The sequence below is a fragment of the Burkholderia sp. 567 genome (genome assembly GCF_040545115.1).
GTDB lineage: Bacteria > Pseudomonadota > Gammaproteobacteria > Burkholderiales > Burkholderiaceae > Burkholderia > Burkholderia ambifaria.
This window is the reverse complement of sequence record NZ_JBEPLG010000008.1, coordinates 123,034-139,797: the sequence shown is the minus strand read 5'-3', so window position 1 is coordinate 139,797 and position 16,764 is coordinate 123,034. Positions and strand designations below refer to the sequence as shown.

Annotated in this window: 13 protein-coding genes; 6 read left to right on the top strand and 7 right to left on the bottom strand. The window is 59.6% G+C overall.

The window, feature by feature from the left end; genetic code table 11:
• Window positions 1–5: 5 nt before the first annotated feature.
• Both ABIC50_RS23190 and ABIC50_RS23185 read right to left on the bottom strand, forming a co-directional pair.
• Window positions 6–1,994 carry a phage terminase large subunit family protein gene (locus ABIC50_RS23190; protein ID WP_354167026.1) on the bottom strand — a complete coding sequence of 663 codons (1,989 nt, stop codon included), beginning with the start codon at window positions 1,992–1,994 and terminating at the stop codon, window positions 6–8.
• Window positions 1,957–2,526 (bottom strand): MarR family transcriptional regulator, encoded by a 570-nt coding sequence (locus tag ABIC50_RS23185; protein WP_354167023.1) that lies wholly within the window; start codon window positions 2,524–2,526, stop codon window positions 1,957–1,959. The genes ABIC50_RS23190 and ABIC50_RS23185 overlap by 38 nt, the downstream gene beginning before the upstream one ends.
• Before the next feature lie 385 nt (window positions 2,527–2,911).
• Here ABIC50_RS23185 and ABIC50_RS23180 point away from each other — a divergent pair, with 385 nt between their 5' ends.
• Window positions 2,912–4,138: a hypothetical protein gene (locus ABIC50_RS23180; protein WP_354167021.1), complete on the top strand. Its 1,227-nt coding sequence runs from the start codon at window positions 2,912–2,914 to the stop codon at window positions 4,136–4,138.
• 279 nt (window positions 4,139–4,417) lie between these two features.
• Here the strand turns inward: ABIC50_RS23180 and ABIC50_RS23175 are convergent, their stop codons facing one another.
• From ABIC50_RS23175 to ABIC50_RS23160, 4 genes are all read right to left on the bottom strand, one after another.
• Complete coding sequence (locus ABIC50_RS23175; protein WP_354167018.1) at window positions 4,418–5,005, bottom strand: hypothetical protein; 588 nt, start codon at window positions 5,003–5,005, stop codon at window positions 4,418–4,420.
• Between the two features lie 223 nt (window positions 5,006–5,228).
• The gene (locus ABIC50_RS23170; RefSeq protein WP_354167016.1) at window positions 5,229–7,736 is read right to left on the bottom strand and encodes a virulence-associated E family protein; all 2,508 of its coding nucleotides are present in this window, start codon (window positions 7,734–7,736) and stop codon (window positions 5,229–5,231) included.
• A gap of 266 nt (window positions 7,737–8,002) precedes the next feature.
• Window positions 8,003–8,425 (bottom strand): hypothetical protein, encoded by a 423-nt coding sequence (locus ABIC50_RS23165; protein WP_502913494.1) that lies wholly within the window; start codon window positions 8,423–8,425, stop codon window positions 8,003–8,005.
• Window positions 8,373–8,915, bottom strand: a complete 543-nt coding sequence (locus ABIC50_RS23160) for a phage regulatory CII family protein (RefSeq protein WP_354167341.1) — start codon at window positions 8,913–8,915, stop codon at window positions 8,373–8,375. Before ABIC50_RS23160 ends, ABIC50_RS23165 begins: the two co-directional genes overlap by 53 nt.
• 388 nt (window positions 8,916–9,303) lie before the next feature.
• On the opposite strand from ABIC50_RS23160, the gene ABIC50_RS23155 reads away from it, so the two are divergent.
• From ABIC50_RS23155 to ABIC50_RS23135, 5 genes are all read left to right on the top strand, one after another.
• Window positions 9,304–9,735 carry a transcriptional regulator gene (locus ABIC50_RS23155; protein WP_354167013.1) on the top strand — a complete coding sequence of 144 codons (432 nt, stop codon included), beginning with the start codon at window positions 9,304–9,306 and terminating at the stop codon, window positions 9,733–9,735.
• Window positions 9,736–10,191: 456 nt separating this feature from the next.
• Complete coding sequence (locus ABIC50_RS23150; RefSeq protein WP_354167011.1) at window positions 10,192–10,410, top strand: hypothetical protein; 219 nt, start codon at window positions 10,192–10,194, stop codon at window positions 10,408–10,410.
• A 48-nt stretch (window positions 10,411–10,458) separates the two neighbouring features.
• Window positions 10,459–10,821, top strand: coding sequence for a beta-hexosaminidase (locus tag ABIC50_RS23145; RefSeq protein ID WP_354167008.1), 363 nt, complete (start codon window positions 10,459–10,461; stop codon window positions 10,819–10,821).
• Window positions 10,821–12,143, top strand: coding sequence for a pyridoxal phosphate biosynthetic protein PdxJ (locus tag ABIC50_RS23140; protein ID WP_354167005.1), 1,323 nt, complete (start codon window positions 10,821–10,823; stop codon window positions 12,141–12,143). The genes ABIC50_RS23145 and ABIC50_RS23140 overlap by 1 nt, the downstream gene beginning before the upstream one ends.
• Window positions 12,144–12,396: 253 nt before the next feature.
• Window positions 12,397–12,600 carry a helix-turn-helix transcriptional regulator gene (locus ABIC50_RS23135; RefSeq protein ID WP_207921131.1) on the top strand — a complete coding sequence of 68 codons (204 nt, stop codon included), beginning with the start codon at window positions 12,397–12,399 and terminating at the stop codon, window positions 12,598–12,600.
• 56 nt (window positions 12,601–12,656) lie between these two features.
• Here ABIC50_RS23135 and ABIC50_RS23130 read toward each other — a convergent pair whose 3' ends face one another.
• Window positions 12,657–16,664 (bottom strand): LexA family protein, encoded by a 4,008-nt coding sequence (locus ABIC50_RS23130; protein ID WP_354167002.1) that lies wholly within the window; start codon window positions 16,662–16,664, stop codon window positions 12,657–12,659.
• Between the last annotated feature and the right edge of the window lie 100 nt (window positions 16,665–16,764).

The window sequence follows — 16,764 nt, the reverse complement described above, 5'->3', positions numbered from 1 at the left end:
TTCTCCTAGCGGCGCTTCAGGTACGTCGAGCGAGCGACACGCCGGCCCTGAATGCGCGAAACCCCGCTCGGTGGCGGGGTTTCAGGTGGTTTAGCGACCGGCTGAACCGGCTCGATCGGTGGCGGTGGATCGGCATCCGTCTGCACGGTCGGCAGTGTCTCGACCGGCAATGCAGACGGTAGCGATTCCAATATCGGAACAGCATCGAACAGAGAAACCTGCGAGATGCGCACCTGTTCGACGCGCCAATGCGCTTCGGTCATCAGGTGCGTTTTGGCGCTGCGTGCCGCGTGCAGCGCATAGACTTCGCAGTCGAGCGCTTCGTTACGGGCGCTGGCCTTCTTCTGCCAGACGCGCTTGGTGCCGATCCGCCCCGGCACCTTGACCTCGGCCGTTACCTGCGCGAGATAGTCGGAGCGCACGCCCACGTACCAGTGCATGCGCCCCGGCCCATCGCCATCGAGCTTCAGCCGGTTGTCCAGGATCAGGTCTTTCGCCTTGCTGACCCCGACCATGTATGGACGCAGGCCGTATTTCGCGGCCTTGCTGTTGTTGCGCGTCGAATCGACAGACGCCTTCGGTACGCTGAAAATCTCCGCGTTGGCCTCGGTGCTGCCCTTGATCGCCAGCACGTTCAGCCCGGCCCGCTGCGCAGCACGCACATATTTGTATACCGCGTCCGATGTCGAGCCGTCCGACGAGTCGATCGACGTCGCGCGAACACGCAATATGCCGCCGCTTTCATGCCGGTAGCCGTGCGTCACCAGCGCGGTCAACGCGCCCCATACGCCGCCCGACAACGGATCGGCTTCCTGATGCAGCACGTTGCCGTGAATCTCGTCCCACGCAACGAGCCAGCTTTCCTCACCGCGCCCCCATGCGCGCAAAATGATCGCGAGCCGGTCGTGCTGCACGTCGACACCCAGCGTCAGCAACAGACCGCCGGCCGGCACCATGAATGCCGCGTACGGCATCGCACGCGCGGCCAGCACGTCCAGCTCCGGCAGGTCGCTCTTGTACTTGTACGGCCGACCCTGCGAGTTGTTCACGAACGCACGCATTTTCGTGTCGTCGCCCTCGCGCAGCGCCTTCTCGGCCGTCAGCCACTTCTTGACCAGCTCAGCCATGCGCGAGCCGGGGAACGGCGATACCAACTCGTTCAGACGAAAGCCCGCGACGCCGTGAAACGGCGCCGTCGCAACCCATCGCCCATGCCGGACCGCACGCACACGCGCCGAGTCGTCCCACAACGAGCCGCAGTGCGGGCACGTGTAGCGTGCCGAGTCCGGCCGTGCCCGGCCGAACACCTCATGTGCGACTTCGGCGTCCTCGCTCCAGGTCACGTTCTCCCACGCCAGCTCATGCTCCTCGCCGCAATCGGGGCACGGCACCAGATAGATGCGTTGATCCGAAGTCAGATACGCTTGCTGGATGCGCGAGAAGCCGTCAACGGTGGGCGTGCCACCGAAAATTACCTTGCGGCGGCTGTCCGAATAGCTCTTGTTGCGTTCCTCCAGCAGCGTGATCGAATCGCCCTGATCGCGCACGTTCGTGTTCGCATCGTCCGGCTCCTCGACCGCGACGACCGGGGCCGGCGTCGACTTCACATCGTCCGGCGCGTTCGACGTAATGAACTTGAGGAACCCGCGCGGGAACGTCTTGTGATCCCACAGGTTGTTCTTGTCGCGCGCGGCGTGCACCGGCAATTTTGCCGACAGACGAGGCGTCACCTCGACCATCGGTTCGAATTTTTCGAGGTTGAACTTCTTCGCCGACTTCTCTTTCGCAAACATCACGATCATCGGGCACGGATCAACGTCGATCCGCTTGCCGATGTAGTTCAGCAGCACACCATCCGTCCACGCGACCTGCGCCGACTTCATGCACACGATCTTTTGCACGGTCGGATCGTCGAGCGCGTCATGCATGCCGAACACCCACGGCGTGATGTTCGGGTTATAGCGGCCCGGCGTCGCCGTCGCTTTCGCACTCATCCTGCGATGCTTGCGCGCCCACTCCGTCGTCCCGATCCGCTCGGGCGGACGGAGAAGCTTCGCAATCCGGCGAATCACCGCCCGGACTGTCTGCGTCGTATTCAGAAAGCTGCTGAAGGCATCCATACATGTGCTCGTTCAACCATTCGACGTCGACCTCGACGCCGTACAGGGTGCGTAGCTCCTGCACCAGTTTGTCGGGCAGCGCCAGCAATTCCGTTTGAAATGCGCCGACCATCTGGCCGTACGCCTGTTCGAGCTGCGCCGCGTTGACCAGTTGGCCTTTCTTCTCGGCCAACGTCAGCAGCTTGATCTCGCGATCCACACGCTCGGTCATCGCGCGCTCGGCGACGAGATCGATCCCGGTCTCGCTTGCGCGGCCGGCAGCCGATTCTCGTAAGTGGCGAAGATACGCAACGCGGATTTCATCAAGCGACGCCGTCCGATAGTCGATATTGAGACGGTCGACAAGGCGCGATACCGTCGAGCGCTCCAGATCGAGGTGATCAGCGATTTGTTGCTGAGTCAGCATGTGAATGTGCCCCCCTATAGGAATTCGACAGTAGAGAAAAAACGCGGGTGCGAGCCCCCGCGTATCGAACCCATCTTAGGGTCCCCAAGGCGGCCCACAGGACGGCCAGATGCATCACCGCCACTCCGCCGCGCGTCGCAGAGTTCATGTGCAATCCGAGCTTGTTTAATCAACGCCCGCCTCATAATATTTGCCATGAAGGTCTCGCGAATAAGCAATACAAATGAACTGACAATAAACGGGGGATGTCGTGAAAAGCAGAACACGTGTAGCTGTATTAGCGGCGATGTCCGCGACGCTTGCAGCCTGTACAACCAGTCAGCCCCCGCTAGAGCAAAGCGATCTCGCGATGGCATGGAGCCAAAAGTTGGCACCCTATGGGCTCGTGACGATTTTTCCGCCACGCGCAAACGTTGAGCCGGGCGATCTCTACATTGTGTGCTCCAATCCAACAAATCCTGGTAAGCCGTCCGATCGCTTTCCACCCATCTTCGTGACACCCCTTGATGGTTTTCACGATCGAATCGCAGATTTCTTCAAACAACGATGGAACCTCCCATCAGAGAAATCAACCTCAGCGAGACAAAGCATCGATATTCCGGAGGTTGCGACCGGTATAAATACGCCGAAAAAGTGGACTCGCCTCGCTCTCGTCAGTTTTCCTGAGATCTTCCAGGTAGTGGGTTCTACAATCTCTGCTGGCGCAGCTGCCCCGACCGGGTTCTCGGTATTTGGTCTAGGCGGACAGAAGAAAAAACTGGAGACTTATGTTCTCTCGATGCCCGCTGCCGAATGGGCTGGCCTTCCCTGGATTCAAGCACAAGATCAAGCGAACATCGCACTGGATAACTTGGGGCCTGCAAACCGTCGCAAAATCGTTACGCTCTATCAAGGCATCGCCAGAAAATATACGACTGCGTGCGGAGCCGTACGCCTTGCTGTCGTACAGGAGGTGTACTACACCAGACACATGTCTCTATCGTTTGGGACTGACAAGGCTGCTGCAATTAATGCTCAGGCCCGTCTCTATGTGAACCCAAACCAAGCGAGATTCAATGTTCAACAAGCGGCATCGCAAACAGCAGTTGCCAACCCTCCGGCTGCCGCATCCACGTCAAGTGATGCCCATGTAAACGAAGCGAACAAGCATTTGTCGGACGCTCAGACTGCCGCGAACGCAGCAGTCAACCTCGGTCTTCCCGGTGCCGTCTTTACGTCTGCTTCGGTCGGAGATGATGGGCTATCGTTTAATTACTACTTCGCTGCTCCAATCGCCGTTGGAGCCAAGCTTCTTGATGTCTCGATTGGGGAGTCCGAAACCGATGGGGACACCGCGGCTTCGCCGGCCCCTGGGCCAGAAACATCGTCGCCGCATGCTGGCAGTACATCAACGAAGAAAGCACCTCAAAACAAGTCGGCGGGACCATCACAATCCACATCGACACAATCGCGTCTAGGTCAACCGAAATTGAGCATTAGGGGTGACATTCCTCCAGTGTCCGACCCGACAACTCCGCTGAGCGATCAGTACACGTTGGATGATCAAATGAAGCTTCCAGCATCGTCAGGACAGGCCACGCAGGGCAATGGCATGCGAAAGCCTGCTGAATGATAGGTCAATATGGTAAACCAGCACTTGCACGTGCTGGCGTCAGAAGCGCAACAACTGCTATGTACAAGTTTGAAACAAAAAGCCCCGAGTGCTTCCGCACTCAGGGCTTCACAATTCATTTCGTAGGGACGAATGCCCCCACACGACCTAACGGGCTCCACTAAGTGTTCTTATGTCCCGAGAGGTTTGCACGACTAACGCGCGGTGCCAGCGAATATCCAGTGACGCAGTAAAGGATGTCCAAAGTTTACGCGATCTGCTCTTGGAATGGAAGACGTTTCATTCTCGCAATTGTCGACGCATTGTGTCAGATACCGATCCATTCACGTGATCGAGTAGTGCATGCATGTCATGGAAACGACGCGACCAGTGGCGACGATATTCATCGAGCGGCACACCGATCCTCTGCGCACGCGCTGCTTCGTCAATCGGGCGCTTGCCCGAGCCAGCGCAATCCGGGCAAATGTAGCGGCCGCCTCGTCGAACGATGCCGCGCCCTTCGCACCGCACGCACTGATCGTTGATCCATTCGTCAAGCAAGCGCAACGCGAAGCGCTCGACAATGTCGACCTTCGCCCGCTCGACTTCATGCCCTGCACGCTGATCGCGTCGCTCGTCACGCTTCAGGCCCGTGAACCGACTGCGCTTGAAACGGCCTGACAAACGGATCATCTGCGCAAACAGCAACGTCGCTTTGCGGATCGTCGCTGGCTTGGTCTCCTGTCCCGCCTTGATACGCACCAGCAACCGACCGAGATCGTTCGCAAAAGCGAGTGCGCCCAAAGTAACTTTAGGATCGGCAATCGGGTCGGTGAACTGACCACGAACGCTCATTGCGATGCCTGCCCGCTCCATCAAATCAATCACGACTCTCTCCTATTCGTCCTAATGTCTCAAATGTCCCAAGGGAAAATGCTTGCAGGGGTGCGCGCCTGCGACATGCGCGACGTGCGCCGCTCACGTCGCGCATGTCGCGCCCCTGCACCCGCGCCCGAAGCCACGCCTTGGGACGTCGGGACTTGGGACGTCCACGGCGCGCCAAAGCGGGCACTGCGGCGCGCCCGCCATAGCAGCACAGCGCGCCAACGCACTACAGCGGACTGTCGTCATCGCCCGCCGCAACCAGTTCGCGCTCGACTTCAGGCTCCTGCTCCTCCCGCACGTAGTACCAGCCACGCGCCCCCGTCGACTCCCGCTTGCGCACCCAACCCAGCGACTTCAGCGCCTTGCCAATACGGCGCTGCTCCGGCAGCGTCCATTTCGACGTGTCGAGCTTCAGGATGTCGGCCAGGATTTCCTCCATCGTCGTACGCCCAACGTATTCCAGGGCCTTGGCGATCTTGTCCTCGTACACGTCGCCTTCGTAACGCTCGGCCTGCTCGATCTCGAACAGGGGGCGCTCTTGCTCGGTCACGTGCCACACGACGCCCGAGCGGTACAGGTGCACGGCTTCCGCCCAAAGCTGATCACGCACGGCCACGATGCCGTCGATATCGACCAGACCACCGACACGCAGCGGCCAGTAGCGCCGGTTGCCCGATTCGTCTTTCAGGTACGTATCGAAGTTGACCGAGCCGGCGAACACGCACTGGCGTGGTACGTCGGTTGCCCGCTTGCCGTAGAAGTTGCGGAACCGGTCGACGGCCGTCGCGAAGAAGCTCTTGACCGCCGACGAGTCGGCCTTGTTCAACGAGTCCAGTTCAGCCAGCTCGATCACCCACTTGCCGGCCAGCACCGCGTACGTGTCCTTGTTGCCGATCTGGATCGGCGTATCGGTGAACCATGCAGCGCCGGCCAGCACCTTCAGGGCGGTCGACTTGCGGTGGCCCTGTTTGCCTTCGAGGATCAGTACGTTGTCGACCTTGCAGCCCGGCTCCATCACGCGAGCCACGCCCGCGATCATCCATTTCATGAACGCGAGCTGCACATACTCGCTGTCAGCCACGCGCAGGTACGTCGACGGCATCGTGCGCACGCGCGGCACGCCATCCCATTGGAGCCCTTCTAGGTATTCGCGTACATCGTGGAAGTGGGTCGCGTCTGCTACAAGCAGGACCGCGTTCATGACGATGTCGGTGCGTACGGATAGGCCGTACCGCTGCGACAACCAGAGCGCGCAGCGCTGATCGTCCATGTCGGTCCATTCTCCCGTGACGCCCTGCGGGAAAGGCGGCGCCTTGCGCTTCATCACGCGACCACCGAAGTCGTCCTGTTCGATCACGCCCTTCCACGCCTTGTGGTTCGACAGGATCAGGTGCACGTTGCCGAGCGTCGGCAGCAGCGTGCCCTTGTCCGAGCGCGCGAGATCGTGCTCCCACGTGTGTGCGCCGTTCTCAGCTTCGCGACCATCCCATTCCGGTTGTTGCGCGGCAGCGGACGTCGCGGCGGGGTTCGTTGACAACGCGTCCGCGGTTGAAGGTGCCACCATCGCCGGCCGGATCTCGTCGTTCGCTGGCGCGATGACGCGCAAGATCGCCGCTTGCATTTGCTCGGCGACGGCTTCGAGACCGTCCTCGATATGCAGGTCGTTGAAATCCGTCAGCTTGCGTTCGCCACGATTTGCGAATACTGGATAGACGACGCTCACGTCGTCGACCTCGGCTGCCGCCTCATACGCGCGCTTCAGGCCCGTGTTTTCGAAGCGTTTGCGGCGCAGCGGCATCACGTCGTTACCGTAGCTCACTTCGATATATGGCACTCCGTTGTTGTCCCACCGGCGTGCTGCGGCGACCATGTACCACGTGTTCTTCGCCTCGATCCGAACCGGATCGGCACCGCACACCAGCTCGCCCCGGAAAGCAAACTCGTCGGCGAGCCAATCGCGCATACGCTGCTCGATCTTCCAGTCGTCGTCGGCGCAGATCAGCACGTGCACGTCCGGGTACGCTGCTCGAAAATGACGCACGGCCGGCAGGATGCCGCCCGCATCAAAACAAACGTCGACCGCGAATGCACGGTCAATTGCCATGCGGATCGATCGCGCCGTCGCGTAGCCTTCGGCGACCAGCACGATCTGGTCGTCCGCACCGACTGCGCCGAGCAGGCACGACGCGCCCTTCTTCTCCATGCCCTTGTTGAAGCGCTTCGCGCCGTCCGGCGTGATCTTCTGCAGGCCAACGAGACGTGGCTGGTCGCCATACTGGAACATCGGCACGAACATCGTGCCGTCGGTGTCGAAGCGCACGCCCTCGGCTGTGATCTTCTTGCGCTCCAGGTACGCGGACTCGCCCTTCTCGGACGCCCGGCTCCACTGATCACGCGCACGGTTTGCGGCCAGCTTCGCCTGTCGCGCGTCACGCTCGGCCTGCTCGTGCTCGGCCGCTTCCTGACGGCGACGCGTTTCCGCCAGCGTCTCTTCGCTCAACGGTGCGCCACCCCATTCGAAGCGCTCGGTGCCGGGATCGTCGCCTGAGAAATGGCCGAACGTGCCGCCGTATCCGATCACAGCTCCCTTGCTGACGATCTCGCGCAGCTGATACCAGTACTTCTTGCGCGGACCATAGCGATGATGCTTGCCATCGGCGACGGGGTGTCCTGCAGGCAGGTCCGGATGCCCTGCTGCGCGCAACTGCTGAACGATCTGGTCAAGTGTTCCCATACGAAAATCTGCCCTCCATCAAAATAACTTCGGCCGCACGTCGCGGCCGGATCCCAATGCCTTCAGTAGCCCACCCGACGCTATCGATTCACTCGTTCGTTTTGCAGTTCGAGCATCCTTCGATCACGCTCGGCTCGGTGGGAAAAACTGCGCCAAACACCGCGCCCGGCTGCATAGCAGTTCAGCCCGCTCGGCCTGCGGCGAATGTGCGACGCGCCATGTCGCAGGCCGCTACTCGTTGCACTTACCTTCACTTCGGTCTCCAGTTATTTGCCGCGCAGTCGACGCCACTCGGCTGACATGCGCTCGTCGAATGTGGACAGGTCGGACGCGCAGAGCGAACCGACGATCTGATCGCGAAACGCGTGGCGTTCCGCCTTGGTGGGAAGTGCCGCACATGCGCGGGCGGCTGTCTCGATGAACACGTCCATGCGTCCGGTGCGCCGCGCTTCCGCGACGAACACGGCGAGGCGATCGGGGAACGTCGTCAGCAGCTCGGCGAGGATGCAACCCGCCCGATCGGGGGCGGTGTCGAGACGCTCGGCCAGCGCGGTGACCGCGCACGCGAGCTGTTGCGCGTAACCGCAGCACAGCTCGACCTGCTCACGTGCCACACGACAACAGCCCATACCGGGCTTAAACCGTTCCATGACGACGACGGCGACGTGCGGCGAGGTTGCGGGCAGCATGAATCAAACGCTGGAACAGGCGCTGGCCCTTGCGGCCGGTCGCGATGATCCGCTCCGCTTCGTGGTCGTCGATTCGCTGATCTGCCAAAGCACGTGTCACGTCGTCAGCGACGAGACCGACGTGTGCCTGCAGGTGCAGCGCCGTCGAAACGAGACGCAGCGTGCCCGGCTCCCCGGACTCATCAGCCGTATGATCGTCAACCTGTTCCGCAACCAATCCGAACCGTGCATTCAGCGCGTGCAACGCGTCGAGCGCATGCACCTCGGCTTCAGACTTTTCCTGCATCCACTCGATGAGCAGCTCGAACATCTCCATCGACAATCGGCTGTCACCGACGCCTCGCAAACGCAGGCGCAGTGATTCCGGCGTGATGTTCTTGCCGCGTCGGATCGTCAAATAGTTCGCCGCGTCGGCGACGCCTGCGGGTGTGTTGCGAACGGACGTATAGAGGACGTCCAGCCATTCAGTGCTGTCGTATCGGCAGGTCATAGGTGGGATTTGGTAGGCACTGGCTTTCATCCTGTCGCGCATTTGCGCACGCAACTAAGATTCGGTCCGTGGTTGCGTGACAACCGGGGGCACGGAACAGCGCCGGCTTCACCTCGATTCGTCGTGTGCATCCAGAGACGCAAACAGATCGGGGCGTGCGAGCTTCAGGAACAACAGACGTGCTCGCGGAATGCCATTTCGCCGCCATTCCGATACGGACGGCATGCGAACTTCGCAAAGCTGAGCGGTGGCCGCCGTACCTCCGAAGGCGTCGATTACGGCACACGCGTACGGATCTCGGTTCTGTGGCGCATTCATGCCGCAATGTTAGGCGTTCCTTACACGAAATGCAAGGCATTCCTAACGCCCAATCAGTTAGGCTTTCCTAATGACGACACTAGCCGAACGCCTGGAACAGGCAATGAAGTTGCCGCCCGAAAAGAAGGCTGCGGATTTGGCGCGAGCTTGCCGGGTACGCGCCCCGTCAGTCAGCGACTGGCTGAGTGGCAAAACAAAAAAGATGGAGGGGGCGAACCTGCTGCTCGCAGCCGAGTTCCTGAACGTCGATCCTTGGTGGCTCGCGACCGGCGAAGGGCAAATGGTGCGTCGTGCCAATGCGCCGGCCCCCCAGAAACAGGAGACCTTGGGCGCGCACGCTCAGGCTCTTGTCGACGCACTCGCCAAAGCGGACAGAGTCGGAATGCCGTCGAACGCGTTCGTCGCCCTACTCGAGACACTTAGGGTGTTTGAAGATCTGCGCAGCCAGCAACAGTCTGGAGATCTTCTCGATCTGAATGCCCCAGACCCGCAAGAGGGGTAAGGTTCCAGTCGAACAGCGCGGCCCGATGATGCGTTCCGACTCGTCCTGATCGAATGCCACGGCCACGAATCGGGCCACCGAGAAGTTCCACATCCCAATCAAAATCCTTGGTGTCGTGCGGTCCAATCACCCGCACAAGTACACCGATGCGCGACCGGTTCAGGCATCGACTGACGATCGCCACATCGCCCGGTTTGCAGCGCAATTCCCCTGTTGACATAGCCCCGTACCAACCTCCCCTCGGAAATATTTACGCCGAATACTGTATAAACATACAGTAATTCATCGGAAGAATTCAAGACCTTTCAAAGACATTCGCTGTGCTCGGTTCTATCGGTGAACTGCGCGCGGAGGAATGTATCGAGCAAAATGTTAGGCATTCCTATTGCAATGCGAGAAAGGAATGCCTAATATACATCTCCATTGCTGCCGCCAGCGCAGATTTCGGAGAAGCCTATGAAACTGTTCGACCATCAATCGCCTGCCCGCCATGAGTGGCTTCGCGAAGAACAACAGCACCGTGTCACGCCGTCAGAGTCGGCCCGCCAAAGCAACTTTGAGAAGTCGGCGATTTTCCGCTGGACTGTCGTAGCCGCACTGCTGTTTGTCGTCGTGAATGTGTTCCAGGACGATCCGGTCGTCGTGCCGCCGACCGCTTACCACGTCACCGTCTGAATCGCCCGCCCCGCCGGGGCAAGCGGCCCCGGCGTCATGGAGACCACCATGCCGCGCATCAAAATCAAAGCCGAACCTCTCTTCGATGTCGAACGTCGAGATACCCTCTCACTTCGCACCATCACGCGATACGACCGAAACGCCCGCCGTCCGTCGACCCCGATTCTGATCGGCAAGTACGTAGTCGGACGCCGTCCGCTGCCGGACAGCGTGCATACGGAATATTTGATCCTCGACGGTACAGAGATCGCCCGCAGACAGATCTCGATTCCGGACGAAGGCAACTGCGCCGATGCAATCAAGCGCCTGCGCGACGCCAAGCGCGCAGCAGATGTCGAGGCGTCGAAGGCGATCGATAAAGCGAAGAAGCGGGGTAAGACGCGGGCGGCGGCAACTCAGGAGGTTGCGTAATGAACGACTGCACGCAACAGCTCGACATGACCGCGCCCATCCAGACCGGGAACACGAAGGCGGCAGCGGCCGCGGCTGGCGCGACTTCCGCCGACCTGTGGATGACGCCGTATGAAGCGCTGCGATACGACCCTCGCGACAACGTCCGTCCGGTCGACCCGCAGTGGGTCAAGGAATTGACCGCCCTCATGATGCAGAACGGGTACGACAAGGGTTCCCCGCTGCACTGCTATGCGCGCAAGGTCGACGGCAAGGATTATTTCTACGTCTACAAGGGCCAGCATCGCTACCTCGCGGCCGGAGCAGCTATCAAGGCCGGGAAAGACCTCGGAAAGATTCCGATCGTTGTCCGTGATTCGCGTGACGTGAAACGATCGGAAATGGTGGTCGACGGCTACGTGAGCAACCTATCGAAGCCGTCGTCGCCGCTCGATCTCGCGACGTCGATCGCCGAACTGCGCGACATTCACGGACTCGACACCAAAACAATCTGCGCCCGACTCAATATCTCCGAGCAGTCGATCCGCGATGCCGCGCTCCTGGAGAAAGCCCCGGCCGAGCTCCACGACCTTGTCCGCAGCGGCGCGATCGCAGGCACCCTCGCGATCGAAGAGATCCGCGCGCACGGCGGCGACAAGGCGCTTGAGCGCATCCAGTCAGGTCTGTCGAAAGCGAAGGAAGCTGGCAAGGCCAAGGTCACGAAGAAGCACCTGACCGGCGACACAAAGACTTCCGAGCCCTCGGCCCCCAAAACAGCGAAGATCAACGATGCGCGGGCAAAGCAACTTTTTCTGGCCCTGCAGTCTGTCTTGCACGATCCCGGCTTCGGAAAACTCTCGCCAGGCACGATCGAGGGCGTCCATCGCGCACTGATCGGCATGGAAGACCTGCTCGATCTTCCGGAGCGCGCGAAAACGCATGCGATTCACACGCCAAACCCGAACGGCGTGTTTGAGGACTGCGAGAAGCTTCACGCACCGAAGGCGACTGATTCAGCTCTGATCCCCGCCAGCATCTACATCGCGCAACCCGAAGAAGGCGCGTGGATCTATTCGTTCGAAATGAACATCGCACCGACCTACGGCTTCGGCGACCACTACCCATCGATGCGGGATACGCCGGCGATATTTCCGACCCGCGTGCAAGCCATTCGCTCGGCCGTGTCCGATCTGACTCGCCTGATGCACCACGGCGGGCGGGCCAAATCGAAGGCAGCAGCATCCGTCAACAAATGGCTCGACAAGCTGTACACGATGCCCGATCCCGACTGGACGCCCGAGCTTGCGGCCAAGCATGCTGCCTTGCAGGAGGCCGCCCAATGACCCCGCGCCCGGCCCTTTCTACCCCACGTCCGCTGCCGCGAAAGCGGGAACACGCGAAGAAGCGCCCGGCTATCGCACTGGCGAGCGTCAACGGCTTCGATGCAGTCGGACCACGACGGGCTGACGCCCGCAAAAACGATCCAGACGAACAAAGCCTTGGCGGATACCCGCCAAGGCAGGCTCGCGCGACTCGACGCCCTTCGCAACTCGACCGCGCGACATTGCCTATCAACGAACAATGAGGAAAGCTGAATTGAGTACCACCACTGAACGCCTCCTGCGACTGCCGACGGTTATCAGTATGGTCGGCTTGGGCAAGACGACGATCTACGACATGATGAAAGAAGGTAGCTTTCCACGACCGCGACGCGTGCGCAACCTGTCACTTTGGGCAGAGACGGAAGTGCAAGCGTGGATTCGCTCCATCACATCGGCAGCCACATCGGCCGCTCAATGACGTGTCCCGATGACTCGCCACAGCGCTGGTATCGCACCGGGCTTGTGGCGACCCGACTATTCGAACCTCTCATCGCGAGCTTGGTACTCAATGAGCTCGCGATGCGCTTCTCGTTCAATTGCTTGCATCACGTTTCTCCGCCAGCCTGCAATTTCATCTATATGATCGGGGCCAAGGACCTCTGCCAAGTGGTCCAGTAGCGGAAGACGTCGCCGAATAATCTCCGCGCGTGATCCACTCCAACTTGTAGGAATAATGAGGCCGGCAACTGACTCAGCGACTTGAATTGGCAATGGTGATTGCTCCAGTAGAGCGAGCACCTGTTTTGACCAGCGAGGGACACCCTGTTCTTCGCTCGATTCAAACGCGGGAACAAGCGGCGCGACGTGCCTCCATCGGTCGGAAGGCCCTTCGCGACACCACTTCAGTAAAGCCTCTATCGGAATGCTAGCAAGCGCACTTGAACGACGCCCCCCCGCCAGCGCGCGTCGCCGGAAGTAGGCCTCATCGGCATCAGGTCCGTCACCTACCATCAAATCAAGAGCTATGCGAGGTTGAACCTTAAACAAGGCCGCAAGCGTCTCGGGCAGGTCATGACGAGACACCGTGAATTTCTCGAGAGCCTCGGCAAACTCCGTCAATATCTTGCGAGCCACACTCTCAGCGTCGGTCCCGACTAAGAATTTTTCAATCAATCGGGCGAGCTCATGATCGAGACGATGATTGCTTTTATCAAACGGGGCATTGGCAATCAGATTGCGTGCGACGTCAGTGAGACGGCCACCTAATGGATTGGAATTGCCGTGAATATACATGTAGAGAATGTCGATGGCGACACCTACCCCGTCAGGCTTGATACTCAATCGCTGAAGCAGTTGCGCCAGACGGTCGCTCTCAATGGGCTCGGTCGCGCGGCCAAAACTGAGGTAGCTAAAGACCCAGGCAGGCACGGCCGGGTTGTCCATCGACGCGAGGAGCCGCAGACAGCCCCGATCATCCAAAGGTCCACTGAGCAGAAGCACCGGAACCCATTGAGCAAGGGATGCACGATCCATTGCTTCGTCGAGAATTTGCTCAAATACCGCGCGATCGCGCTTGAATACTGTTTGCAAGAACCCCCGAAGCACCTGAACATTTCGTTGGTCCGCGGGCGTTGACTCGAATGCCTCAACCAAGGCTGCCCAACACCCCGTTAGTGAATTTGTTTTGATCGCCAAACCGGCACCGAACATCGCCTGTCGCCCCTGCTTGTTGGTTACTACTAGCGGTAACAGCGTGGCAAATGCGATGTCGTCTATGGCAACGAGTTCGCCAAGCTCTCGCGCGGTTTGCTCTGCAACATCGTAACCGTTCAAATCACTTTCCCCGTCTGCGAAATCGACGTCCGCCGAATGACCGTTGAGGACAACAGCCTTGACGCGCCCTACTAGCGTTTTTGGGCGCGCGCGCTCCTCAAGTTGTGACAGGCGAGCCAGCACGTCGGCCGACAAGCTATCGCCGTCGAATCGGATGGTCTGACGAATCGCCAGCCATCCGCGTTCCCATCCAGAGTCCAGCAGCGGAACCGTAGCATCTTCGAGAGCATCAGCCATCCCCGCGCACGTCCACAACGTCCGAAAGTTCTGAGCTAGAAGGTTACGTGCCCGCTCCGCTAACAAGTCGTCTTGGCCCGCAAACTCAGCCACCAGCTTAATGAAGGTTTCAAACCACTCGCGAAGGGCGTCGCCGTGCGGGTGAGCGCCGTAATCTCGGATGCGTGCTCCAAACTCGAAATCGTAGAATGACGAGAGAGAATCGCACTTTAGGGCCGTTGCCAACGCATCGAAGCCGATTGCCTGGGTCCGGATATCATTCGACTTTATTGCCCGTCTAATCCAGTCAACTCGTTGTTGAGTAGTCGCATGCGTGCCTGACAGATAGACACCAAATAGCGAAGAGATCACCGGTCGCGTGGCATCTATCTTGTTATCTTCGGGCTCAGCGTAAGCGAAAGCCAGTAGCACACTAAGGCAGTCGTCAAAGAACTCCTTTTCATATGCGATAGACCGGACAAGTCTGACGATGCGCGAACGTGAAATGTTTGATGGTGCCAGCACCTCTGCCGACCCCGGTCCATCTACACCGCGCTTGATGGCCTCAAGCGCGGCAGCTGGATCCACAGGAGCAACGTTAGCGAGTACATCAATGTACAGCGGCGAGAGACTAGCAAGATCACCAAGAAGGCCGCCTGGCGAAAGCCACTCGCGAACGATAGTAACAGCCTTCACGGACCTATGGAGGTAGCCAAGTCGTCTTGAGAATGACCTGAGCAAACGCTCCTGACCGAGCACCAGTTTTTGATTAATGAATTCGTAGGGAATGGCCTCCAATGCTTGTTGGGCCAATGTGTTTGCGATTGCGTGGGGCAGTACGGCACGCCAACGGCCGCGACGCTGCGCCAGACCGCGAGTCTGAAGCTCGCTTACGTGACGGTAGAGCGCTAGGACGGGTTCGCCAGTTAGTACCGCAAGTTGAGCAAGCTCGCCCTCCAGGTCTTCCCCGTCAAAAGAGTAGACAAGCGCACAGGCTTCCGCAGCGATCTTCAGTTCGTGTTGGACCTCTTTACCGAGCCAAAAGAGCCGATTAAACAACTCTCGATCGGTCAATCCGGCCAATGAATCGTTGCAGTCCATTGTGTTCGCGAGCGCGATTGCGACGCGTGAGTTGCCGTCAGCGAACGCTGTGATTGTTCGCGCGTTCACTTGTGAGATATGGGGGAACTGCTGCTCAATTACTTTATTGATCAGTTCCGGCGACGCCGCTTCCAACTGAAAGACGTTCGTCTCCAAAGGCAGGTCCTCACGTATATCATATTCGATGGTGAGGAGGCTCACTCGATCCGAGCCTTTGCAGCGTGCGGTGAGCTGGTTGTGCAACTGAGATCCGCAGTTGTCGATGATCAAGACAGCGCGACGATGCGACGCAAGAAGCTGTTCGAGAACCGCTAATGGAGACGGATCCGGACTATGCGAAGTATCAGCGTAAACCGCGAGCTCGGGAGCCAGAGGTTCAGGAGCAGCGCTCTGTTCGAACAGCGCCTGAGCAAAACGCGTCTTGCCGACCCCCGAAAGCCCCGTCAAGCGTACTGCGCTACCGCCGCTGCTAAGGATCTTTCGCACATGGATCAAACCCTCGATAAGAGGAAAGGTGCGCTCGCGATCAAGCGGGTCGCTCAATCGGTTTTTATCATCCGGCAGGAACGCATGCGCCTTCCCTTCGCGCGTATTTGCCCATTGCCCATGCGGTTGCCAGCCCTGCAGCTGGCGGCCGAGCCGGCTCCGGATCCAAGCGACGACGCCTGGATGTCGATTCGCCCAATCTGCTAGCCGCCGCGCGTCGTAATAGTCGAATTCTGCGTGCTCATAATCTGCGTCCGATGCAGCAGCCGTCCTCATCGCGGCGACACGCTTTTTATATTCGGCATCGGCGGCGGAATCGGAGCTTGCGATAATGTAGGCGCCGCGATCTTGGATTAGATCGCGAATAGACGGTCTGAGCAGGCCGCCTGGACACATCTCGCGTTGGATTTCGCTTACCCCCATTTTGGTGGCCTTCACTTGGAAGCCAATGCTGCCGCGAGGGAAGTGCGTGCGTCGTCTGTCCTGCTCCGACATCTGAACTCGAACATCAATTCCGCCATCTGGGGCCCGCTGATCCCCGCCCCAGATTACCGGCGCTGTCGGCAGTCCTGCGTCGGCCAAGCGAGCCATACATAGCCTCGCTACCAAAGCCCGGAGGTCCGTGTCAGATAGGTCGGCGATATCCCGAACTGATACTTCAAACAGCTGGATGCCTTCTGTCGCTGCCGGCTTGCCGCGCTTCGGGCGCGCACCCCGAGCCATGCCTGGTGTCACTTCCAAGTCGCCGTTTGCTTGGAGCGCACGAACGTGCTTTTGCGCCGCACTACGAGACGCAAGGCCGCAGGCGGCCGCGATTTCGTCGAGAGTCGGTGAACGCCCGTTCGCGTCAACTTGCGACTCGATGAATTTGAGCACTTGGCTACGGCGGTCGGTTGCTTTGTTCATAAGGAGGATGCCGGTATAGAGAACAGGTGTACTCCATTGGAGTACACCTGTTCTCTATCAGACAATAGTGGTTGCCGCCAATACGCTTTGCGCATACCTA